Origin of the sequence: Parasphingorhabdus sp., from assembly GCF_039982395.1 — a bacterium.
Classification (GTDB): domain Bacteria; phylum Pseudomonadota; class Alphaproteobacteria; order Sphingomonadales; family Sphingomonadaceae; genus Parasphingorhabdus.
In genome coordinates, this window is the sequence record NZ_JBDWYO010000006.1 from 517,042 (window position 1) to 535,035 (window position 17,994).

General features: G+C 51.3%; 13 protein-coding genes and 1 tRNA gene. 8 read left to right on the forward strand and 6 right to left on the reverse strand.

What is annotated here, in order from left to right; genetic code table 11:
* The first annotated feature begins 9 nt into the window (after nt 1-9).
* Complete coding sequence (gene mfd, locus ABJV08_RS12705) at nt 10-3,480, forward strand: transcription-repair coupling factor (RefSeq protein WP_348037797.1); 3,471 nt, start codon at nt 10-12, stop codon at nt 3,478-3,480.
* Here the strand turns inward: mfd and ABJV08_RS12710 are convergent.
* Complete coding sequence (locus ABJV08_RS12710; protein WP_348037795.1) at nt 3,477-5,342, reverse strand: GGDEF domain-containing phosphodiesterase; 1,866 nt, start codon at nt 5,340-5,342, stop codon at nt 3,477-3,479. The two genes, mfd and ABJV08_RS12710, sit on opposite strands and share 4 nt — an antisense overlap.
* Nucleotides 5,343-5,647: 305 nt before the next feature.
* Here ABJV08_RS12710 and moaA point away from each other — a divergent pair, with 305 nt between their 5' ends.
* The 4 genes from moaA (at nt 5,648) to ABJV08_RS12730 (ending at nt 8,992) form a co-directional block, all read left to right on the forward strand.
* Nucleotides 5,648-6,646: a GTP 3',8-cyclase MoaA gene (gene moaA, locus ABJV08_RS12715; RefSeq protein ID WP_348037793.1), complete on the forward strand. Its 999-nt coding sequence runs from the start codon at nt 5,648-5,650 to the stop codon at nt 6,644-6,646.
* Nucleotides 6,643-7,416: an NAD kinase gene (locus ABJV08_RS12720; protein ID WP_348037791.1), complete on the forward strand. Its 774-nt coding sequence runs from the start codon at nt 6,643-6,645 to the stop codon at nt 7,414-7,416. Before moaA ends, ABJV08_RS12720 begins: the two co-directional genes overlap by 4 nt.
* 74 nt (nt 7,417-7,490) lie before the next feature.
* A tRNA-Asn gene (locus ABJV08_RS12725) sits at nt 7,491-7,565 on the forward strand.
* 584 nt (nt 7,566-8,149) lie between these two features.
* Complete coding sequence (locus tag ABJV08_RS12730; RefSeq protein ID WP_348037789.1) at nt 8,150-8,992, forward strand: hypothetical protein; 843 nt, start codon at nt 8,150-8,152, stop codon at nt 8,990-8,992.
* Between the two features lie 71 nt (nt 8,993-9,063).
* Here the strand turns inward: ABJV08_RS12730 and ABJV08_RS12735 are convergent, their stop codons facing one another.
* Nucleotides 9,064-9,501, reverse strand: a complete 438-nt coding sequence (locus ABJV08_RS12735; RefSeq protein WP_348037787.1) for a DUF1772 domain-containing protein — start codon at nt 9,499-9,501, stop codon at nt 9,064-9,066.
* Nucleotides 9,502-9,855: 354 nt separating this feature from the next.
* Between ABJV08_RS12735 and ABJV08_RS12740 the strand changes: the two genes are divergently transcribed.
* A complete protein-coding gene (locus tag ABJV08_RS12740; RefSeq protein WP_348052439.1) occupies nt 9,856-11,439 on the forward strand; it encodes an erythromycin esterase family protein in 1,584 nt (527 codons plus the stop codon).
* A 111-nt stretch (nt 11,440-11,550) separates the two neighbouring features.
* Here the strand turns inward: ABJV08_RS12740 and ABJV08_RS12745 are convergent, their stop codons facing one another.
* The 3 genes from ABJV08_RS12745 to ABJV08_RS12755 all read right to left on the reverse strand — a co-directional run bounded on the left by ABJV08_RS12745 (nt 11,551) and on the right by ABJV08_RS12755 (nt 15,523).
* Nucleotides 11,551-12,318 carry a sulfite exporter TauE/SafE family protein gene (locus ABJV08_RS12745; protein ID WP_348037783.1) on the reverse strand — a complete coding sequence of 256 codons (768 nt, stop codon included), beginning with the start codon at nt 12,316-12,318 and terminating at the stop codon, nt 11,551-11,553.
* 32 nt (nt 12,319-12,350) lie between these two features.
* Nucleotides 12,351-15,092, reverse strand: coding sequence for a preprotein translocase subunit SecA (gene secA / locus ABJV08_RS12750; protein WP_348037781.1), 2,742 nt, complete (start codon nt 15,090-15,092; stop codon nt 12,351-12,353).
* 104 nt (nt 15,093-15,196) lie between these two features.
* Complete coding sequence (locus ABJV08_RS12755; RefSeq protein ID WP_348037779.1) at nt 15,197-15,523, reverse strand: hypothetical protein; 327 nt, start codon at nt 15,521-15,523, stop codon at nt 15,197-15,199.
* Between the two features lie 60 nt (nt 15,524-15,583).
* Between ABJV08_RS12755 and argJ the strand changes: the two genes are divergently transcribed.
* Both argJ and ABJV08_RS12765 read left to right on the forward strand, forming a co-directional pair.
* A complete protein-coding gene (gene argJ / locus ABJV08_RS12760; protein ID WP_348037777.1) occupies nt 15,584-16,813 on the forward strand; it encodes a bifunctional glutamate N-acetyltransferase/amino-acid acetyltransferase ArgJ in 1,230 nt (409 codons plus the stop codon).
* A gap of 4 nt (nt 16,814-16,817) precedes the next feature.
* Nucleotides 16,818-17,624 (forward strand): inositol monophosphatase, encoded by an 807-nt coding sequence (locus ABJV08_RS12765; RefSeq protein WP_348037775.1) that lies wholly within the window; start codon nt 16,818-16,820, stop codon nt 17,622-17,624.
* Here ABJV08_RS12765 and trxA read toward each other — a convergent pair.
* Entirely contained in the window at nt 17,621-17,947 is a 327-nt protein-coding gene (trxA, locus tag ABJV08_RS12770; protein WP_348037773.1) for a thioredoxin TrxA, read from the reverse strand. The two genes, ABJV08_RS12765 and trxA, sit on opposite strands and share 4 nt — an antisense overlap.
* Between the last annotated feature and the right edge of the window lie 47 nt (nt 17,948-17,994).

The window sequence follows — 17,994 nt, forward strand, 5'->3', positions numbered from 1 at the left end:
CAATTTCAAGTGTCCCATCTAGATAAATTATTGTCCTCAAAGGCAGGCATGACGCTAGCGAGCATACCCGCCGGTTACCGTCCTCTTTTGCTATCGGAAATTGCGATCGAGTCCGGGCGGCGGACAATGTTTATTGCAACTGATGACGCGGCGATGAGTGCTGTTGTAGAAGCCGCTCATTTTTTCGAACCAAATTTGGACGTTATCGAATTTCCAGCCTGGGACTGCCTTCCCTATGACCGCGCATCCCCGGCGCTTCACACCACTTCTGACCGACTGGCCGCTTTGGCCAAGCTGGCACTTCCCTTCACCGGTTCACAGTTGGTCGTCACGACCGTCAATGCCGTAACGCAGCGCATATTGTCGCCTTCACGGATGAAGGAATTTGTTACCCGCCTCGCGCCTGGCACCACCGTAGAACAGGAAAAGCTCATTTCCTTTCTTTACGCGAACGGCTTTGTGCGGGTCGATACCGTCGCCGACAGTGGAGAATTTGCAGCACGAGGTGGGCTGATCGACCTGTTCCCACCAGGCGCTGAATTGCCTATTCGAATTGATCTTTTTGGCGATGAAATAGAGACTTTGCGGCAATTCGATCCTGCCGATCAAAGGACCGTCGGTAATATCGACAGTCTTGACCTGCTTCCTGTTTCAGAATTTCTTCTGGATGCAGAGAGCATTACCCGGTTTCGGACCCGTTACCGTGATCTATTTGGTGCGGTTTCAACAAGCGATGCCTTGTATCAATCGATCTCAGAGGGTCGTCGATTGGCAGGGATGGAACATTGGCTGCCGCTTCTGGAAGATCATCTGGCGACGATTTTCGATTATGTCGATGATGATTGCATTATTTTGCGGGATGCAGCCGGTTCAACGGCAGCCGAAGCCCAATTCGCTTCGATCGCAGACTATCATAAGAACCGGATAGACGCAGACAAAGCCAATATGTCGAGCTATCGCCCATTGCCGCCCGAGATGCTCTATCTGACACCGGATGAATGGCAGACACATGAGAATGATGCGCCAATTCATGTTCTAAGCGAATTTGATGAACCGGAAACCGACACAACTATCTCCTTTTCGGCATCATCTCCGCGCGATTTCGCACCGGAACGGGCGCGCAGTGAGAATATTTACCAAGCCTTGGCCGCTCATCTCAACAATCTTATAAAAACGGGAGCTACTGCGGTCGTCGCGAGCTATAGTAAAGGTTCGCGCGCCCGGATCTTTGACCTGCTGAAAGACCATGGCGTCAAGACGGCAGTCCTCTGTGATGACTGGAATTCCTGCATTTCGGCCGGACCAACAGTCGCGTTGACGATCTTACCGCTCTCATCAGGTTTTCGCACCGAAGGCTTAACCCTGCTCACCGAGCAAGATATTTTCGGGGACCGATTGGTCCGCAAATCTAAGCGGCGCAAGAGCAGCGACGCCTTCATAGAAGAGCTTTCGGCGCTCAGTCAGGGGGATTTGGTTGTCCACCTTGAACATGGCGTTGGCTTGTATGAAGGTATTGTGTCGATTCCAGTTGGCACCAGCCCACATGACTGCGTCCATCTGAAATATGCAGGCGGCGATAAACTATATGTTCCGGTCGAAAATATCGACGTACTCAGTCGCTATGGCGAAGGCGGCGACAGCGTAGTCCTAGACCGGCTCGGCGGTGAAGGCTGGCAACGGCGCAAATCAAAACTGAAGGAGCGCATTCGGGCGATTGCTCATGAGCTGCTCAGAACCGCGGCTGCGCGCGCTTTGCAGCCTGCGACACCTGCCCGCGTCGAGGCTACCGAAATGGCCGGATTCGTAGATCGTTTCCCCTATCAGGAAACCGATGATCAGCAACAAGCCATCGAGGAAGTCCTAGGCGATATGGCATCTGGCAAAGCTATGGATCGCTTGGTCTGTGGTGATGTCGGTTTTGGGAAGACGGAAGTCGCGATGCGCGCCGCCTTTGCGGCCGCGATGGCCGGAATGCAGGTGGCGATAATCGCCCCCACAACTCTCCTCGCTCGCCAGCATTTCAACAATTTTGAAGAGCGCTTTCGACCCTTTCCCTTAAAAATCGGTCGTCTTTCAAGACTGGTTCCGCCGACGGAAGCAAAAAAGACCAAAGAAGGTCTGGCCAATGGTGACGTAGACATCGTCATTGGCACCCATGCGCTGTTAGCCAAATCAATAGAATTTCAAAGACTTGGCCTGATCATTGTCGATGAAGAACAGAGATTCGGTGTAACCCACAAAGAACGCCTGAAAGCAATGAAAGCCGATGTACACGTACTGACGCTAACCGCCACGCCCATCCCTCGCACATTGCAAATGGCGATGACCGGTATGCGGGAACTATCGGTTATCCAAACACCGCCCGTAGATCGGCTCGCAGTCCGTACTTACGTGATGCCCTGGGACCCTATTCCCTTGCGCGAGGCTCTTCTGCGAGAGCATTATCGCGGAGGTCAGTCATTCGTGGTTGTTCCTCGGATTGCCGACTTGGCTGATATCGAAGATTTTTTCAAAAACCATGCCCCCGAATTGACCTATGTCGTCGCACATGGACAAATGCCGCCTGCAACCGTGGAAGAGCGGATGTCGGCCTTTTACGACCGCAACTATGACGTGCTGCTATCGACGACCATTGTTGAAAGCGGCCTCGATATTCCAAGCGCGAACACGCTGATCATCCATCGCGCCGACCGCTTCGGCCTTGCGCAATTATATCAGCTCAGAGGCCGCGTCGGACGCTCCAAAACGCGCGCTTATGCCTATATGGTGACGCCAAAAGACCGGATCATCACCGAAAAAGCTGAGAAACGACTCAAAATCCTGGGTGATTTGGATAGTCTTGGCGCCGGATTTGAATTGGCCAGCCATGATTTGGACATTCGTGGCGCCGGCAATCTGCTCGGTGACGAACAATCGGGACACATCAAGGAAGTTGGCTTCGAACTTTACCAATCGATGCTGGAAGATGCCATATTGGAAGCAAAGGCCAAAGGCTCTGGCTTGCAATCCTCAACCGACAGCTTCTCGCCTCAGATCACAGTCGATGCCCCGATCCTGATACCGGAGGAATATGTTCCCGACCTCTCGCTCAGAATGGGCCTCTATCGCCGAATGAATGGACTCAAGACGCTGCAGGAAATTGAGTCTTTTGCTGCAGAAATGATTGATCGGTTCGGTGACCTTCCGATTCAGACGGACAATCTACTAAAGCTGATGCATATCAAGATGAATTGCGTAAAAGCCCGTATCGCAAAAATCGAGATGGGTCCACGTGGCGCTCTGGTTAGCTTCCACAATGACAGCTTTCCAAACGTTCCGGGCTTGCTCGACTATGTCGAACGGCTCAAAGGAACAGCGAAAATCAGACCGGACAACAAATTGTTCATCGAACGTAAGTGGCGTGACCCCAAGTCCCGCTTGCATGGTTTGACGCAATTAACGACTGGACTGTCCAAACTGGCGAAGCGGGTCACTGGCTAGTTGCTCAACAAAGCAAAAGCTTCGAATTCGTCTGGCGAAAGCGGTCCGGAGCGCAGAAATCCTTGGAAATATTCACAGCCTTGATCGGCCAGAGTCTTTAACTGAGCTTCCGTTTCGACACCTTCGGCGATGACACTCAGTTGAAGGCTATGCGCCATGTCGATAATTGATCGAACCACAACCTGATCCTTATGCGATCCACTAATGTCTCCGGTCAGCCCGCTGTCGATCTTTAAATAATCGACCGGCAACTCCTTGAGATAGGACAGGCTGCTATACCCAGTGCCAAAATCATCAATCGCGATGCAAACACCTGCAGTACGCAACCGATCCAATTTGTTCGCTGATTCCGAGAGATTGCCTATCAACTCGGACTCTGTGATTTCGAGCGTGAGACGATGCGTTTCGAATCCGGCATTTTCGACCTGCTTCAACATGGTCCGATCAAATGTTATTTCTGCTAAATCACCGGCCGTCACATTGATTGAAAGGCGAAGAAATCCTAGACTTTCGGGCCAACTGGCCGCCAGGGTCAATGCCTGTTTGTGAATTTGCGTTGAAAGCGACTCCATCACCCCAGCGCGCTCTGCGACTGCGAACAAGGTTGAAGCACCCAAAAGTCCATATTCAGGATGCTCCCATCGCGCCAAGGCCTCAGCCCCGACAAGCTGCCCGGTATCGATCTGTATCTGAGGTTGAAAGGCAATCACGATTTCGCCGCGCCCCATTGCTCCTGCCAACTGCTCCTCCAGTATTTCTTCCAGATGGACATCGGCTTCCGAAACAGTGCTGAACTTGATCGGCAGGGCATCCGCAGCAGTGGCTTCCGCAAGGGCAAGAATTGCTTTTCTGATCAACGTTTTTTCGTTGGAATTGGCATTCCCAATAGCAACACCAGCCCTCGCGACAGGTTTGATCGGCCTGCCTTCCAACTGGAGGTCATGAAAAACACTGCCAATCAAGCCGTTTGCAAAGTCGGAAATCTTGTCATTTTGAATATCGGCCAATGCCACCAAGAAATTCTGACCATCTAGACGTGCAACCAACTGTGATCCCGCATATTGACGTTGCGTTTGTTCCATCAGTCTATGGCCAACGATCCTTAGCAATTGATCCCCCGCCTTCCGACCGAAAGCCGCATTGATCATTCTGAAATTTTTGATACCGATAGCGATCAGGGTCAACTGGCTCTCAGCCTCAAGTTTTTTGCTCACCCATGAGCGGGCAGACGCTGCATTGCGCAATCCGGAAAGCAAATCTCGTCCTGTCCAGTCATCAACATCTTCGCTGTTCGCAAGATATTCGATTCTGCCGAAAATATGGCCGTCGGCTTCATGCAGATGATGAATCACGGCGCGGCCGTTTAACAAATGGGGAACCGCGGCCTGTCTTGCACCATCACTCAAGCGCCCCATTGCCCCGCGCACGCGCTTTCTCTCTTCGCGTGAAAGCGTCCGATAGATACCAGTTGCCGGATAGTGATCAAAATCTATGTTGCCCGCCGCTGTCAAAAGACTATCGCTGATCCAATAATCTCCAATGCCATCCATTGTCATGGACCATTCTAAATCAGCAGACGTGAGCAATGATTGCTCATGGCTAGCGCGTTCAGCGCCCCCGCGAATATTCTCAACATAGCGAAAAGCATATTTGATCGACTGTTCAAGATTTGCGCTGTCATTGCTCAAATCCAGATAAGAGGTTGCGCCGGAATCGAAACATTGCTCGACAATCATTGAACTTTGACCGCTATCGACGATTGCCAATATCGCGATCCCTCCTTCGGTTGCCGCTCTTGAAAGCTCCGCAATGGCCTTCAAACCCTCATTCTCGGCGCGGCGGACATCTATCACAGCGATCATTGCACCGGCTGAAAAGAAGCGGGCACTTAAATTATCTGACCTGCGAGCGGAATGAACCCTCCAGCCAAAGGCGGCAATTTGAGCCGCCAAGGGGTCGCGTTCACGGAATGAAAGCAGAAAAAGATTTCTGAGTTCAACCGGATTGGCGTTCAAGATCGATGCGCTAGGGACTTCAACACTCCTATAAATGAACAGCAACTGCGCTGAAATTCTCGTGATAGACTATCCTTTTCCATAGCAGTAAAACCTTTATAGGGCGTTGCCTGCCCATAGCGAAAACGCTAGCTATATGCCGTTTCAACGAAATGAGGCTCTCCATGCAAGACGGTTTTGGCCGCAAAATTGACTATTTACGGATATCGGTCACCGATCGATGCAATTTCCGCTGCCAATATTGCATGTCTGAGAAAATGACTTTCATGCCCAAATCAGAGTTGCTGACTCTGGAAGAAATCACTCTGATCGCAGAACGATTCATCAGCCACGGCATCCGCAAAATTCGACTCACTGGCGGAGAACCGCTAGTGAGGAAGGACATGAAAGATGTTATTCAACGTCTTGGCAGAAAAGTCGAATCTGGCGAATTGGAGGAGTTGACGCTCACCACCAACGGATCTCTGCTCACCGAATATGCTGACCATCTTGCCACCCACGGCATGCGCCGGATCAACGTCAGTATGGATACGTTGGACCCGGCCCGCTTTTCTGAGATCACCCGCGGTGCAAATGTTGCCACTGTTCTGGACGGCATCAAGGCGGCCACTGCAGCCGGCATCAAAGTCAAAATCAATATGGTCGCCCTGCGCGACTTCAATGAGGCCGACCTTTTGCCGATGGCAGAATATTGCGCAGAAAATGGTCATGACCTGACTATCATCGAGACTATGCCCTTGGGTGACGTCGGCGCAGACCGCCAATTGGCCCATATTTCCGCTGACGAATTTCTTGCGCCATTGACCAGTCGCTACACGCTCAACCCTATCCCGCATCGCAGCGCTGGCCCGGCTCGCTATGTTGCTGTCGAGCCACTTGGACTGCGGCTCGGAATGATCACGCCGCTTAGCAACAATTTCTGCGATGGCTGTAACCGGCTTCGTCTGACAACAGACGGCAAGATATTCATGTGCCTGGGTCACAACGCCCATGTCGATCTGCGCGCAGCGGTTCGAAAAGATGGCATCGCCGCCGTTGACCAACTGCTCCAAGAAGCTCTAAGGCTGAAACCGCTTCGGCATGATTTTAATGCACAGCTGGATGGGTCCGCAGAAATATTGGAGCGTCATATGAACGTCACGGGCGGATGAACACAACAAAATGGGCGCTAGTCGCCTCCCCTACGCCACCGGCGCAGGAAGCCGCTGAAAAGCTGAAACCGATCATCGATTGGGTTCCGGTTGAAGAAGCGGATCAAGCCGTTGTCCTCGGCGGCGACGGGTTCATGCTACAAACTTTGCACCAGATGCTCAATCGCCGCAACATCATGCCGGTATATGGCATGAACCTGGGCACTGTTGGTTTCCTCATGAACAATTGGCATCTGGACGATTTGAGCGAGCGCATAACCAACGCCCGTGCCTTCAAGGTCAAACCCCTCAAAATGGAGGTGGAGACCATTTCGGGCGCCAGCTTCACCCTGCCCGCGATCAATGAAGTCTCGCTCTTGCGCGAAACCCGACAAACCGCAAAGCTCGAGATCGAGATTAATGGCCGGATCATGATGGAAGAGCTGGTTTGTGATGGCGTGTTAATTGCGACGCCTGCCGGCTCGACCGCTTATAATCTTTCCGCCAATGGCCCGATCTTGCCCCTTACCTGCAATCTGTTGGCGCTGACCCCGATCAGCCCGTTCCGGCCAAGACGCTGGAAAGGCGCAATCCTGCCGGACAAGATGGAAATCAGTATCCGTGTGCTAAACCCTGAAAAACGGCCAGTTAGTGCTGTCGGAGACCAGCAAGAAGTACGCGATGTCAGTCGCGTCAAAGTGGCAGTCGACCGCAGCCAGTCGTTAACAATGCTGTTCGATCCGGAACATGCGCTCGACGATCGCATCGCCATGGAACAATTTGTCGTTTGATGGCTTGCGGCCCGCAAATGACGTTGCTATAGGCGCGCTTCACAACGATGGTCTCGGTCCAGAATCGAGCCTGTTCCCCGATAGCTCAGCGGTAGAGCGTTCGACTGTTAATCGAAATGTCGTAGGTTCGAATCCTACTCGGGGAGCCATTTTTTCAAAATCAGAACCTGAGCATCCATTGTCCTCCGCGCGCGCGGGTTGAAACAAAATCGCCTGTACCGGCACTAGAAAATCATCTGTTCAGATAAGTCTCCTTTTTCCTGATGAAGTTTACAATCTTTACAAGGTTAGAAAACAAAAAATCGCTCGCCGCAAAAACGGCCGCGATAGCCCCCCCCCCTTTCGGTGAGAAGCGCATTGGAAATATTTTCCGGGCACAAGAGCATAGGACGCACGACCAAACATGGCGTGGAGATATCATAAGTTGACTGTTGTAGGAAAGCCTCCGCGGAGCGAGACGGTCGAACCACCCATAGAATCATCCATGGATAAGCCCTGATACGAACGTTCAGAACTATCCTCCCGATCGTTACAAACCTCCATCGCAACATGTTCATATTTGCGATCAAGTAAACATAAGCCAGCGGCTGCTTTGGGCGCAAAAGCAGTCGTCATTAAGAGTCTTTCCCCCTTAGAGAAGTTGGACACAAATTCAATTTAAGGATCAGCTTCGTCAAAGAGCCTTCGAGTTTTCTGTCATGGACAGGATTGAAATTTTCTTTAGAAAAAGCCGATGAAATTTATTCAAACACCTTCACTTTTGACGTTTGTGTTTGCTTTCACGGCTTGCGCAACGTCGATGGCGAGCGAGATCACACCAGAAATCTCCGCATTAGAAATTGAGCAAGAACCCTCAAAATGGGGATATGTTCTTGTTCCCATCCATGCCGGTACAGAAGATGCGGACGGTACTCTTCGAATTTGGCATTCCAGAATTGGCAGTCAACACTACTCAACAAAATTGCGCTGCCTAGAGGCCGCAAAAGAAGGTCTTGAATATCTTGGCGGTGAGGCTTGGAATTATAAAGCGAAGTGCGAGTCGCCTGTTGAACAACATGCGCCCATTGCGATAACGTCCTTTAATTCTGAATCCAAAAGTCTGGATCGCCATACATTGAATGCACTTTGTTTTGAATCCGGCGGCATCGCAGGGAATTTCGGTGATCAGAGAGATGGCTCTAATGATGAAGTTTTAGGAAACCAAGACGCGATTGAAACCCTCTTGGATCCCACCATTGGTCCGTTTCTGACATTCGAGAGATGGTATACTCCTTCCGGCGCGATCTCAACATTGCGCTATATCGCGCCGACAACTGAACTGATTACCCAAAAGTCGCTGGCTGACATGATTGAACCATTAGCCGAAGAAACAGGCTGGGATAGAATTCCAAAAGCTTCAACAGGAACTCAGGATCATTGGTATAAACTGGTTGGCAATGACAGTTCCCCAGACTTGCTCATGCTCTTCAGTGACGGCGGGCTGGCTTCGACGTCTCTATATTGTGTTCGACGGAAGAGTAAGCAATTGAACGCACAGCAGCGTAAGTATGTAATCAACAACCAGAAGTCTGAATAGTTTGGATCTGAGTTTCTACCGGAAAGTCGTTGAATACAATGTCCGCTTTCGCGGATAAGGTAGACATTCCTTTACGTTGCGACGCTTGCCCACAAATATGTTATAAAAGAAAGACCGCTAGCTATGCTGCGCACCCAATGGCGCGGTGCCCATGACTTTAATAATTTTTCAATTTCCCCTTCGCTGCGGGCTGCCTCTGTATCTAGCAGTTTATCGTTGATGGGCTTCAAAATGATGATCGTGAATGGGATAACGAACAGCAGCACAATTGCGCCGACTAGCCAAAGAATATTATCTCCTAGGAACCACATTGCCACGCCAGCCAAAGTGCCCCCCAAAGCACAGACTATCTGCATCGGTGCCGCAAGCCCATACATTGGCGGGAAGAATGCCGACGCAAAGGGAATGCCGGTCTGCATAGTAGCGGGATGCTGCGCAATTGAAATATATACGGCAGCCCCAAAAAAGGTCCCACACAAAAACAGGGCCAAAACTTCGATCAATATCATGCGATTGCTCCTCGTGCTTCGCTGTATATCAGTAGAGATAGATTGTCCAAAGGGGCTATCGGTGAGGCGGGAAGTCAGATGATTCTAATCACCGCTTTCGGGATCTAGCGGACAAAACTCTGGCTCAAATTATCTGGCGACGGACAGGTCTTGAGATGTATATCAAACAAACAAGGCCCCTATACTTATGAGGGTTAGAGCTAGGAAAGATGTTCTTGACCAGAACCCAAACACGGTCATAAATAACTAAGCTCATCAATGATGAATCGATCAAAATAACCACGAATTTGATCAAACGGGCTTGCAGCATTTCGGCATGGGCAAATCAACTAAAGTTCAGGATTCAGTGAAAAGATGGATTATAAGTTTGCAGTAACAAATACGCAGCCGGCGAGGTTTACGAAGCGCGATTGCAATCAAGCCAAAGCCAAAAATGTGAAATACGGTTTGAGCAATTTCCGACTTGCAGCATCTTGCATAGTCCTTGCACTTACTGGTTGTGGCGGAGGAGGTGGCGGATCTACTCCTACACCTCCACCAGTAAGCCTTCCTTCTCCCTCCCCTTCTCCAGCGCCGACGCCAACGCCAACGCCAACGCCAACGCCGCCAGCTACTTCATCTCCTGACCTCACACAAAATCGTCTTCTTTCGGATGCGGAACTTGAAACGCCAGAAATTTTACCAATGCCGTCTGCAAATAGTGATTTTAGGGATTGGCTCGCTGTAAATCACCAACCTATTCGTTCAATTGTCTATGATGGAGATTTTTCAGATTTAGAGTTCCTTTCCTCATTAATAGGTCAAAGGAAAATTGTTCAACTGGGAGAAAGCTCTCATGGAACTGCGGAATTCAATCACCTCAAAACACGGCTGATCAAATATCTACATAAGGACCTGGGCTTCTCAGTCGTTGCCTTCGAAAGTGGATTTTTCGACGGATTCTGGGCCGATAGCAACATAAACCAGTTCAATCCTGACCAGCTGATGAGATTCGTATTTTCTGTTTGGCATACAAACGAGGTTCTGGAACTGTTCAAATATGTTCAAGAAACGCAGTCAAGCGCCAATCCATTGCGATTGGTTGGCTTCGACACTCAAATTAGCTCAAACTATTTCGATCAGATATTTCCATTCATTGAAACGATTCCAGTTTCTAACGAATTCGACTCCGGTCAAAAGAGCAGACTTGACAAAAACCTCAGAGATTTTCGGCAAATGCAAACCGAACTCTCAACTTCAAACTGTATTGGGCAAAGATCCAACACATGTGATGATATCATAGCAAATTCGGAATCAATTCAAATCGCTTTAGATCAAGATCTAGCTGCCCTTCCGCTGAACGAGCAGGCTGATTTCAACAAGAAAATACTATCGATCGCAATTTTTGCAGCGATAGGCCAGATCGAAAACTCCCGCGCAAATTACCAGACGCGAGACACTGGAAATGTCCGCGACAAAAATATGGCTGAGATATTTAATAAGCTTCGCACTCACGTCTATCCCAATGAAAAAATCGTTATATGGGCTCACAACCGACATGTTGCAAATGAGCAAAGTCTTACGGTTCCAGTGAACAGTGTTCGTAATTATCCGGAAGTGCCTATGGGCTTTCACCTTAGAAGAGATTTCCCAAATGATATCTACACGATCGGGTTTTATATGTTGCGCGGCACAACGGCGGGAAACAACGCTAGTCCAGTAAGTGTTCTAGCTCCCAAAGATAACAGTCTGGAAGCAATTGCCTATTCACTTAGAAAGGCTGCGTTTTTTGTCAATTCGTCAGTTGATCAGTCACAAATGATCGGCAATAAATTCCTGTTTGACAGGATCGAAGCCCATTATTGGGGCGGTACGTTTGGAAGCTACACGATGGTCCCTAGCGATCAATATGACGGAATTATCTTTATCGATAACTCATCCACCCCTGCCTATCGTTGACTGGACAAAGCAACTGTTTCATCCGAAAGGCGGACGCGCTTTGGGCGCAAAAACGAACGTTAGATCATAGACTTGCCAACGATTAGCAGACAGCCACCGCATCCCCCGAGATTAAACCCACAATAGGCGTATCGCGACATATAATATCAACACGGCTGTCAGTCGCCTGATCCAGATCTCTGGCAAGGCTTTGCTCGCCAGATAGCTGCCAATTTGGCCACCGAGCAGGACGGCGAGGAATAGAGGCCAATAGGCAATCACCGCTTCAGTTCCAATATTCAGACCCGATTTCGCTAATTGTCCGCCGAGACCAGCGATCGAGTTTACCAAGATGAACAGGCTTGCCGTTGCTGCGATGCGCCGGCTATCGGCCCAGCGCGTTAGCAGCAGGATCGGTGCAAGGAATATGCCCCCGCCAATGCCGACAATGCCAGACAGAAAGCCGATTGCGGTGCCAGTGACAGGGGCAAACAAGCGGTGACCGGTCCATCGACCGTTGCCGGTAATATCCCCTGCCCGCTTGATGAAGGGCTCTATCATCAACAGGATAGCGGCGGCGGCCAGCGACAGACCGAGCAGGATCATGAAGCTCCCCTCCGCCACGACCAAGCGCCCGCCTAACCATGCGGCGGGTACGGAGAGCAGCAGGATCGGTAAAATTCTACGCCAGTCGATCAGCCCCCGCGACTGAAACCGGAGGGTTCCACCGGATACGACAATGATATTGCAGAGCAGCGCAATGATCGGCAGCGCCCGGTAATCGAGCGCTGACAGGGCCAACAAGGCGATATAGGTAGAGCCGCCCCCAAATCCGACGCTGGCATATAAGGCCGCGGCCAACGCGAAGACTATGGCCAGGCCAAGAATTGCGAAATCCATCTCAATTCCCGCCTGGCTGCATCATAATCAGATCAAAACTTGCCGTGGCAATGCTTATACTTGCGTCCCGATCCGCAAGGACATGGTGCATTGCGGCTTATTTTACTGCCATCAAAACCATCTTGCGGGTTGTCCAGCTGTCCGGATTGCCGCGGTGGCAAGGAAGAAGAAACCGTGCCCATTGTGCCGCCATCGATATCATTGCTGTTATCCTCGCCGGTGAGCGGATCGATATGTGTGGTCAGGAAATCCGGCAGTTCTGGCAATTCGGGAACTTCGACTTCATCCTGTCGATGGAACTGGCTGACGGCAATGGTCTTGGTCACGCCTTCGCGGATGATTTCAAGCATGCGCTCGAACAGACCGAAAGCCTCCTGCTTATATTCGTCGAGCGGTTTCTTTTGAGCATAGGCCCGCAGGAACACAACCTGACGCAACGCATCCAGCGTCGCCAGATGCTCTTTCCAGTGATGATCGAGAAGTTCGAGCAGAATAGATTTTTCAATCTGCGCCCAAACGCCAGGCTGATCGCCTTCTACCTGAGTCACTTTGGCTTCGAAATCGGCATCGGCCATTTCAGAAATACGCGTTTCGATAATTTCCGGTTCAAGCGCTTCCTCTTGCATCCATCCGTCGATATCGGGCTTGAGATTGAGCACGGATTCGACGCGGGTTTTCAGGCCTTCAACATCCCATTGCTCCGGATAGCTCCCCGGAGGGCAGGCATCCGCAACCATCGCATTGACCGTTTCGTGGCGCATGTCTTCAACGACGTCGCCAACGGTTTCAGCATCCATGATCTCGGAACGCTGCTCGTAGATCACCTTGCGCTGGTCGTTCATCACATCATCATATTCGACAACCTGCTTACGCGCCTCATAGTTACGCGCTTCAACTTTTTTCTGTGCTGTTTCAATGGCTTTGGACAACCATTTGCCACCGATGGCTTCCCCGTCCTCGAGGTTTTTGTTCATCATTTTGGCGAACATTGTCTCGGTCCCAAAGATGCGCAACAGGTCATCTTCAAGGCAAAGATAGAATCGACTAAGTCCCGGATCTCCCTGACGACCGGAGCGACCGCGCAACTGGTTATCGATCCGGCGGCTCTCATGCCGTTCGGTGCCAAGAACAAATAGGCCGCCGGCGTCTCTTACCTGCTCGCGCAGCGCCCGCACTTCTTCTTCAATTTTGGCAACCGCTTTGTCTTTCTCGGAACCGTCTTCCAATTCACCAAGTTCTTGTTCGATCCGAAAATCGATATTGCCACCCAATTGAATATCGGTGCCGCGACCAGCCATATTGGTTGCGATGGTCACCGCCCCTGGAGAGCCGGCCTGGGCCACAATTTGCGCTTCCTGTTCGTGGAAACGGGCATTCAGAACATTGTGGGCAACCTCCTCCTTGTTGAGGAAGTCAGAAAGCAGCTCGGATTTCTCAATCGAAACGGTGCCAACCAGAACCGGCTGTCCCTTTTCGCTATGCTCCTTGACGGTCTTTGCGATGGCAGCAAATTTATCCAGCGTGTTCTTGTAAAACTCGTCATTCTCATCAATGCGCTGCACCGGCTTGTTGGTCGGTATGGTAACGACATTCATCTTGTAAATTTCGAAAAATTCAGCCGCTTCGGTCTCGGCTGTTCCGGTCATGCCCGACAGCTTCGGGTACATGCGGAAAAAATTCTGGAACGTAATCGACGCCATCGTCTGGTTCTCGGGTTCGATCTGCACCCCTTCTTTGGCTTCGACCGCTTGATGCAGGCCATTGGACCAGCGGCGCCCTTCCATCATCCGACCGGTAAACTCGTCGATGATGATGACCTTGCCGTCCTTAACAATATAGTCGGTATCGCGCTTGCGCATGACATTGGCCATCAACGCCTGATTCAAGTGGTGAACCACCTGGGTGTTTTCAAAGTCGTAGAGATTGTCCCCAACCAAAAGACCGGCTTTTTCGAGAAGGCGTTCTGCTTTTTCCGTGCCTTCTTCGGTCAGGGAAATATTTCTCGATTTCTCGTCTTTCTCATAATCTTCTTCGGTAATATCCTGGACCACGGCGTTGACCGACAAATATAGATCCGATTTATCATCGGTTGGACCCGAGATAATCAGGGGTGTTCGCGCTTCATCGATCAGGATGGAGTCCACCTCGTCGACGATCGCGAAGTTAAACGGTTTCTGAACCATCTGGGCGCGTTCATGCTTCATATTGTCGCGCAAATAGTCGAAACCAAATTCATTATTGGTGCCGTAGGTGATGTCCGCTGCATAAGCCGCCCGACGATTTTCTTCACCAAGGTTCGGAATGATCACCCCGACCTTCAAGCCAAGGAAATTATAAACCTGGCTCATCCATTCCGCATCGCGGCTGGCGAGATAGTCATTGACGGTTACAACATGAACGCCCTTGCCTTCTATCGCGTTCAGGTAACAAGCGAGTGTCGCCACCAGCGTTTTACCTTCACCGGTTCGCATCTCCGCGATTTCTCCGCGGTGAAGCACGATGCCGCCGATCAACTGCACATCATAATGTCGCTGCCCCAATGTCCGCTTGGCCGCTTCCCGAACAACCGCAAAGGCTTCCGGCATGATGTCGTCGAGCGTTTCCCCATTGGCGAGACGCTCTCTGAAAGACGGCGTTTTCGCAGCGAGTTCTTCATCAGAAAGCGGCTCGATTTCCGGTTCGAATGCGTTGACCGCATCGACCACTTTTTGCATCGACTTTACGTAACGGTCATTGGCTGACCCGAAGAGAGATTTGGCTAAACCGCCGAACATGACATTTTCCAATTTGTAGATATTTGCGGCCAGTAAAAGCCGGTAGTGGGATGAATTTAGGGAATATTTCTTGCCGTTCAATATCGGCAAGCCACAGAATGGCGCTAAGGCGCGCCTTCTTCATGTTCCAGCTTGTCGCCAGATTCAGACCGGGTCGAAACAACAGCCCAGATTTGTTCTTGGCGGCTTGCCTGATCCGCAGCGAAAGGCGCGGAAAGCAGGCTTTCTGCCATGTCGCCAGGCTGATGATCCGAGAATGACGATATCGCGGGATCGACCACAGCGGATTGATCCCCAATCGCAGCTTCTGATAGATTTGCGGAGCTGCCCAATTCGGGTATTATGCGTTCTTCTGCCGCTGCGGACGCAGGCACGGCCAAGCCGACAGCGTTGAATAGCAGCAACATAAAACTTGCAATATATGCGTTCATGGACAAGGCACCCGTCAATATCAGCGCGTTCTAACAAAACAATGTATAAAGGCAAGTTAAGTGTCGGACAATCTTTCGCCTCTGGCCCCAGCACAATCTCCCACTTTACCCGATATTGCGGGCGTTACCTGCCGCATAGCCCGCGCTCAATATAAGGAATGGGATCGCTGCGATCTAACCTTCATAGAATTGTCTGCGGGCACATCGGTTGCAGGCGTGCTGACGCAAAGCAAATGCCCGTCCACCGAGGTCGAATGGTGCCGCAAGGCACTACAGAACGGCAATGCGCGCGGACTGGTGGTGAATGCCGGCAATGCCAACGCCTTTACCGGCGCACGTGGTATGGAAGCTGTTCAACGGATATTGTCTCTTACGAGCGAACATCTGGACTGTCATGAAGAGGAAATATTGGTCTCGTCCACCGGTGTGATCGGTGTTCCGTTGCCGAAAGATAGAGCTGAGGCGGGATTGAAAAGCGCGTTCATGGCAGAACCCTGCAACTGGGAAGATGCCGCCGCAACAATCATGACGACAGATACATTTCCGAAGATGGCGACAGCAAGTGCTATCATCGGCGGCCAGACCGTCCACCTCAACGGGATTATCAAAGGATCGGGCATGATTGCCCCCGACATGGCAACAATGCTGGGTTATATCTTCACCGATGCGACGGTCGAAGCCGGATTTCTGCAAGAAATGCTGAGAGCCGCAACGGCACCAAGCTTCAATTGCATCACCGTCGATAGCGACACATCGACCAGCGATACGGTGCTGGCCTTTGCCACAGGACAGAACACGGCCCCAGCCCTTGCATCGTTCGATGATGATGGCGCAGATGCCTTCCAGGCCGCGCTCAGCGACCTATGCATGCAAATGGCGCATCTGGTCGTCCGCGACGGCGAAGGGGCGAGCAAATTCATCGAAATCGCCGTAGTCGGGGCCGAAAGCAACGACAGTGCGAAACGCATTGCCCTCTCGATCGCCAATTCTCCTTTGGTCAAAACCGCTATCGCCGGTGAAGATGCCAATTGGGGGCGTGTGGTCATGGCGGTTGGCAAGGCAGGAGAACCAGCAGACCGGGATAGGCTTGCAATCGGTTTTGGCGGAGTGACCGTGGCGCGCGATGGACTTGTCGTGCCGGACTATGATGAAACACCGGTCACCGCCCACCTCAAAGGCAGCGAGATCGACATCGCCGTGGATATTGGCCTGGGCAAAGGTCACGCAACGGTCTGGACCTGCGATTTGACCCATGGATATATTGCGATCAACGCCGATTATCGGAGCTAAGTTTTTGCACCCACTTTATCAGCCGGTTCTCGAGATTCTGGAACAAGCGTCGCAGGAAATCCTGCTGCCATATTATCAAAATCTAAAGTCGGAACAGATTGAAGAAAAAACGCCGGGAGATCTGGTCACGGTTGCCGATAAGCTCAGCGAAGAATTTATTGATCAGGCGCTGCGAACACTTCTGCCAGCATCCAAAATTGTCGGCGAAGAAGCGGTGGCTGCGAACCCGGCCGTTCTGGACCAGTTGGCCGAAGGTCAAGTCTGGATCATTGACCCTATCGATGGAACCGGCAACTATGCTTCCGGACAGTCTCCCTTTGGGATCATCATCGCCTTGGCAGAGCAGAATGAAACCGTCGCAGGCTGGCTCTATGATCCGCTCACCGCACGCATCTGCCATGCGGTCAAAAATGGCGGCGCATTTATCAATGGCGAGAAACTAGCTGTGCCCGACGATCACCCCATGACACCAGTCGCCGCATTGGCAACAGGATTTATGACCGACGACCAAAGAAAAATGCTGCTGGAATCCGCGACATCTTTTTATGAAATTGTCGACATCCCCCGTTGCGCCGCCGAACAATATCCGCGCTTGGCGCTAGGAGCCAACCACATATCCGTGTTCGAACGAACGCTGCCTTGGGATCATGCAGCCGGTATTTTGTTTCTCAATGAAGCTGGCGGCAAATGCGCCCGCTGGGACGGCTCTGAATATCAGCCGGCCGACCGAAAAAAGGGGTTGCTCGGCGCTTCGTCACCGAAACTCTGGAACGAAGCAGCCGAGCGGCTCGGGGATATTTTCAGACCTTAAGCGGGAAGCGATTCTTCCAACCAAGATTTAAGCTGGCTTTTTGGCGCTGCGCCAACTTTCGTTTCAACCGGCTCACCATTGTGGAACAGGATCATCGTAGGAATTCCGCGCACGCCGTATTTTGCCGGCGCATCCGGACTGTCATCAATGTTGAGCTTGGCAATCGTAACCTGGGCGCCCATTTCATCGCTGATTTCTTCCAGCGCGGGGCCAATCATCTTACACGGGCCACACCATTCTGCCCAAAAATCGACCAGAACCGGACCGTCTGCTTTGAGGACATCGCCTTCAAAACTTGCATCTGTAATTGCTTTGGTAGCCATAACGAATCTCCACTTGTTTGAATATCATTTAGGGATGGTTCTGCCCG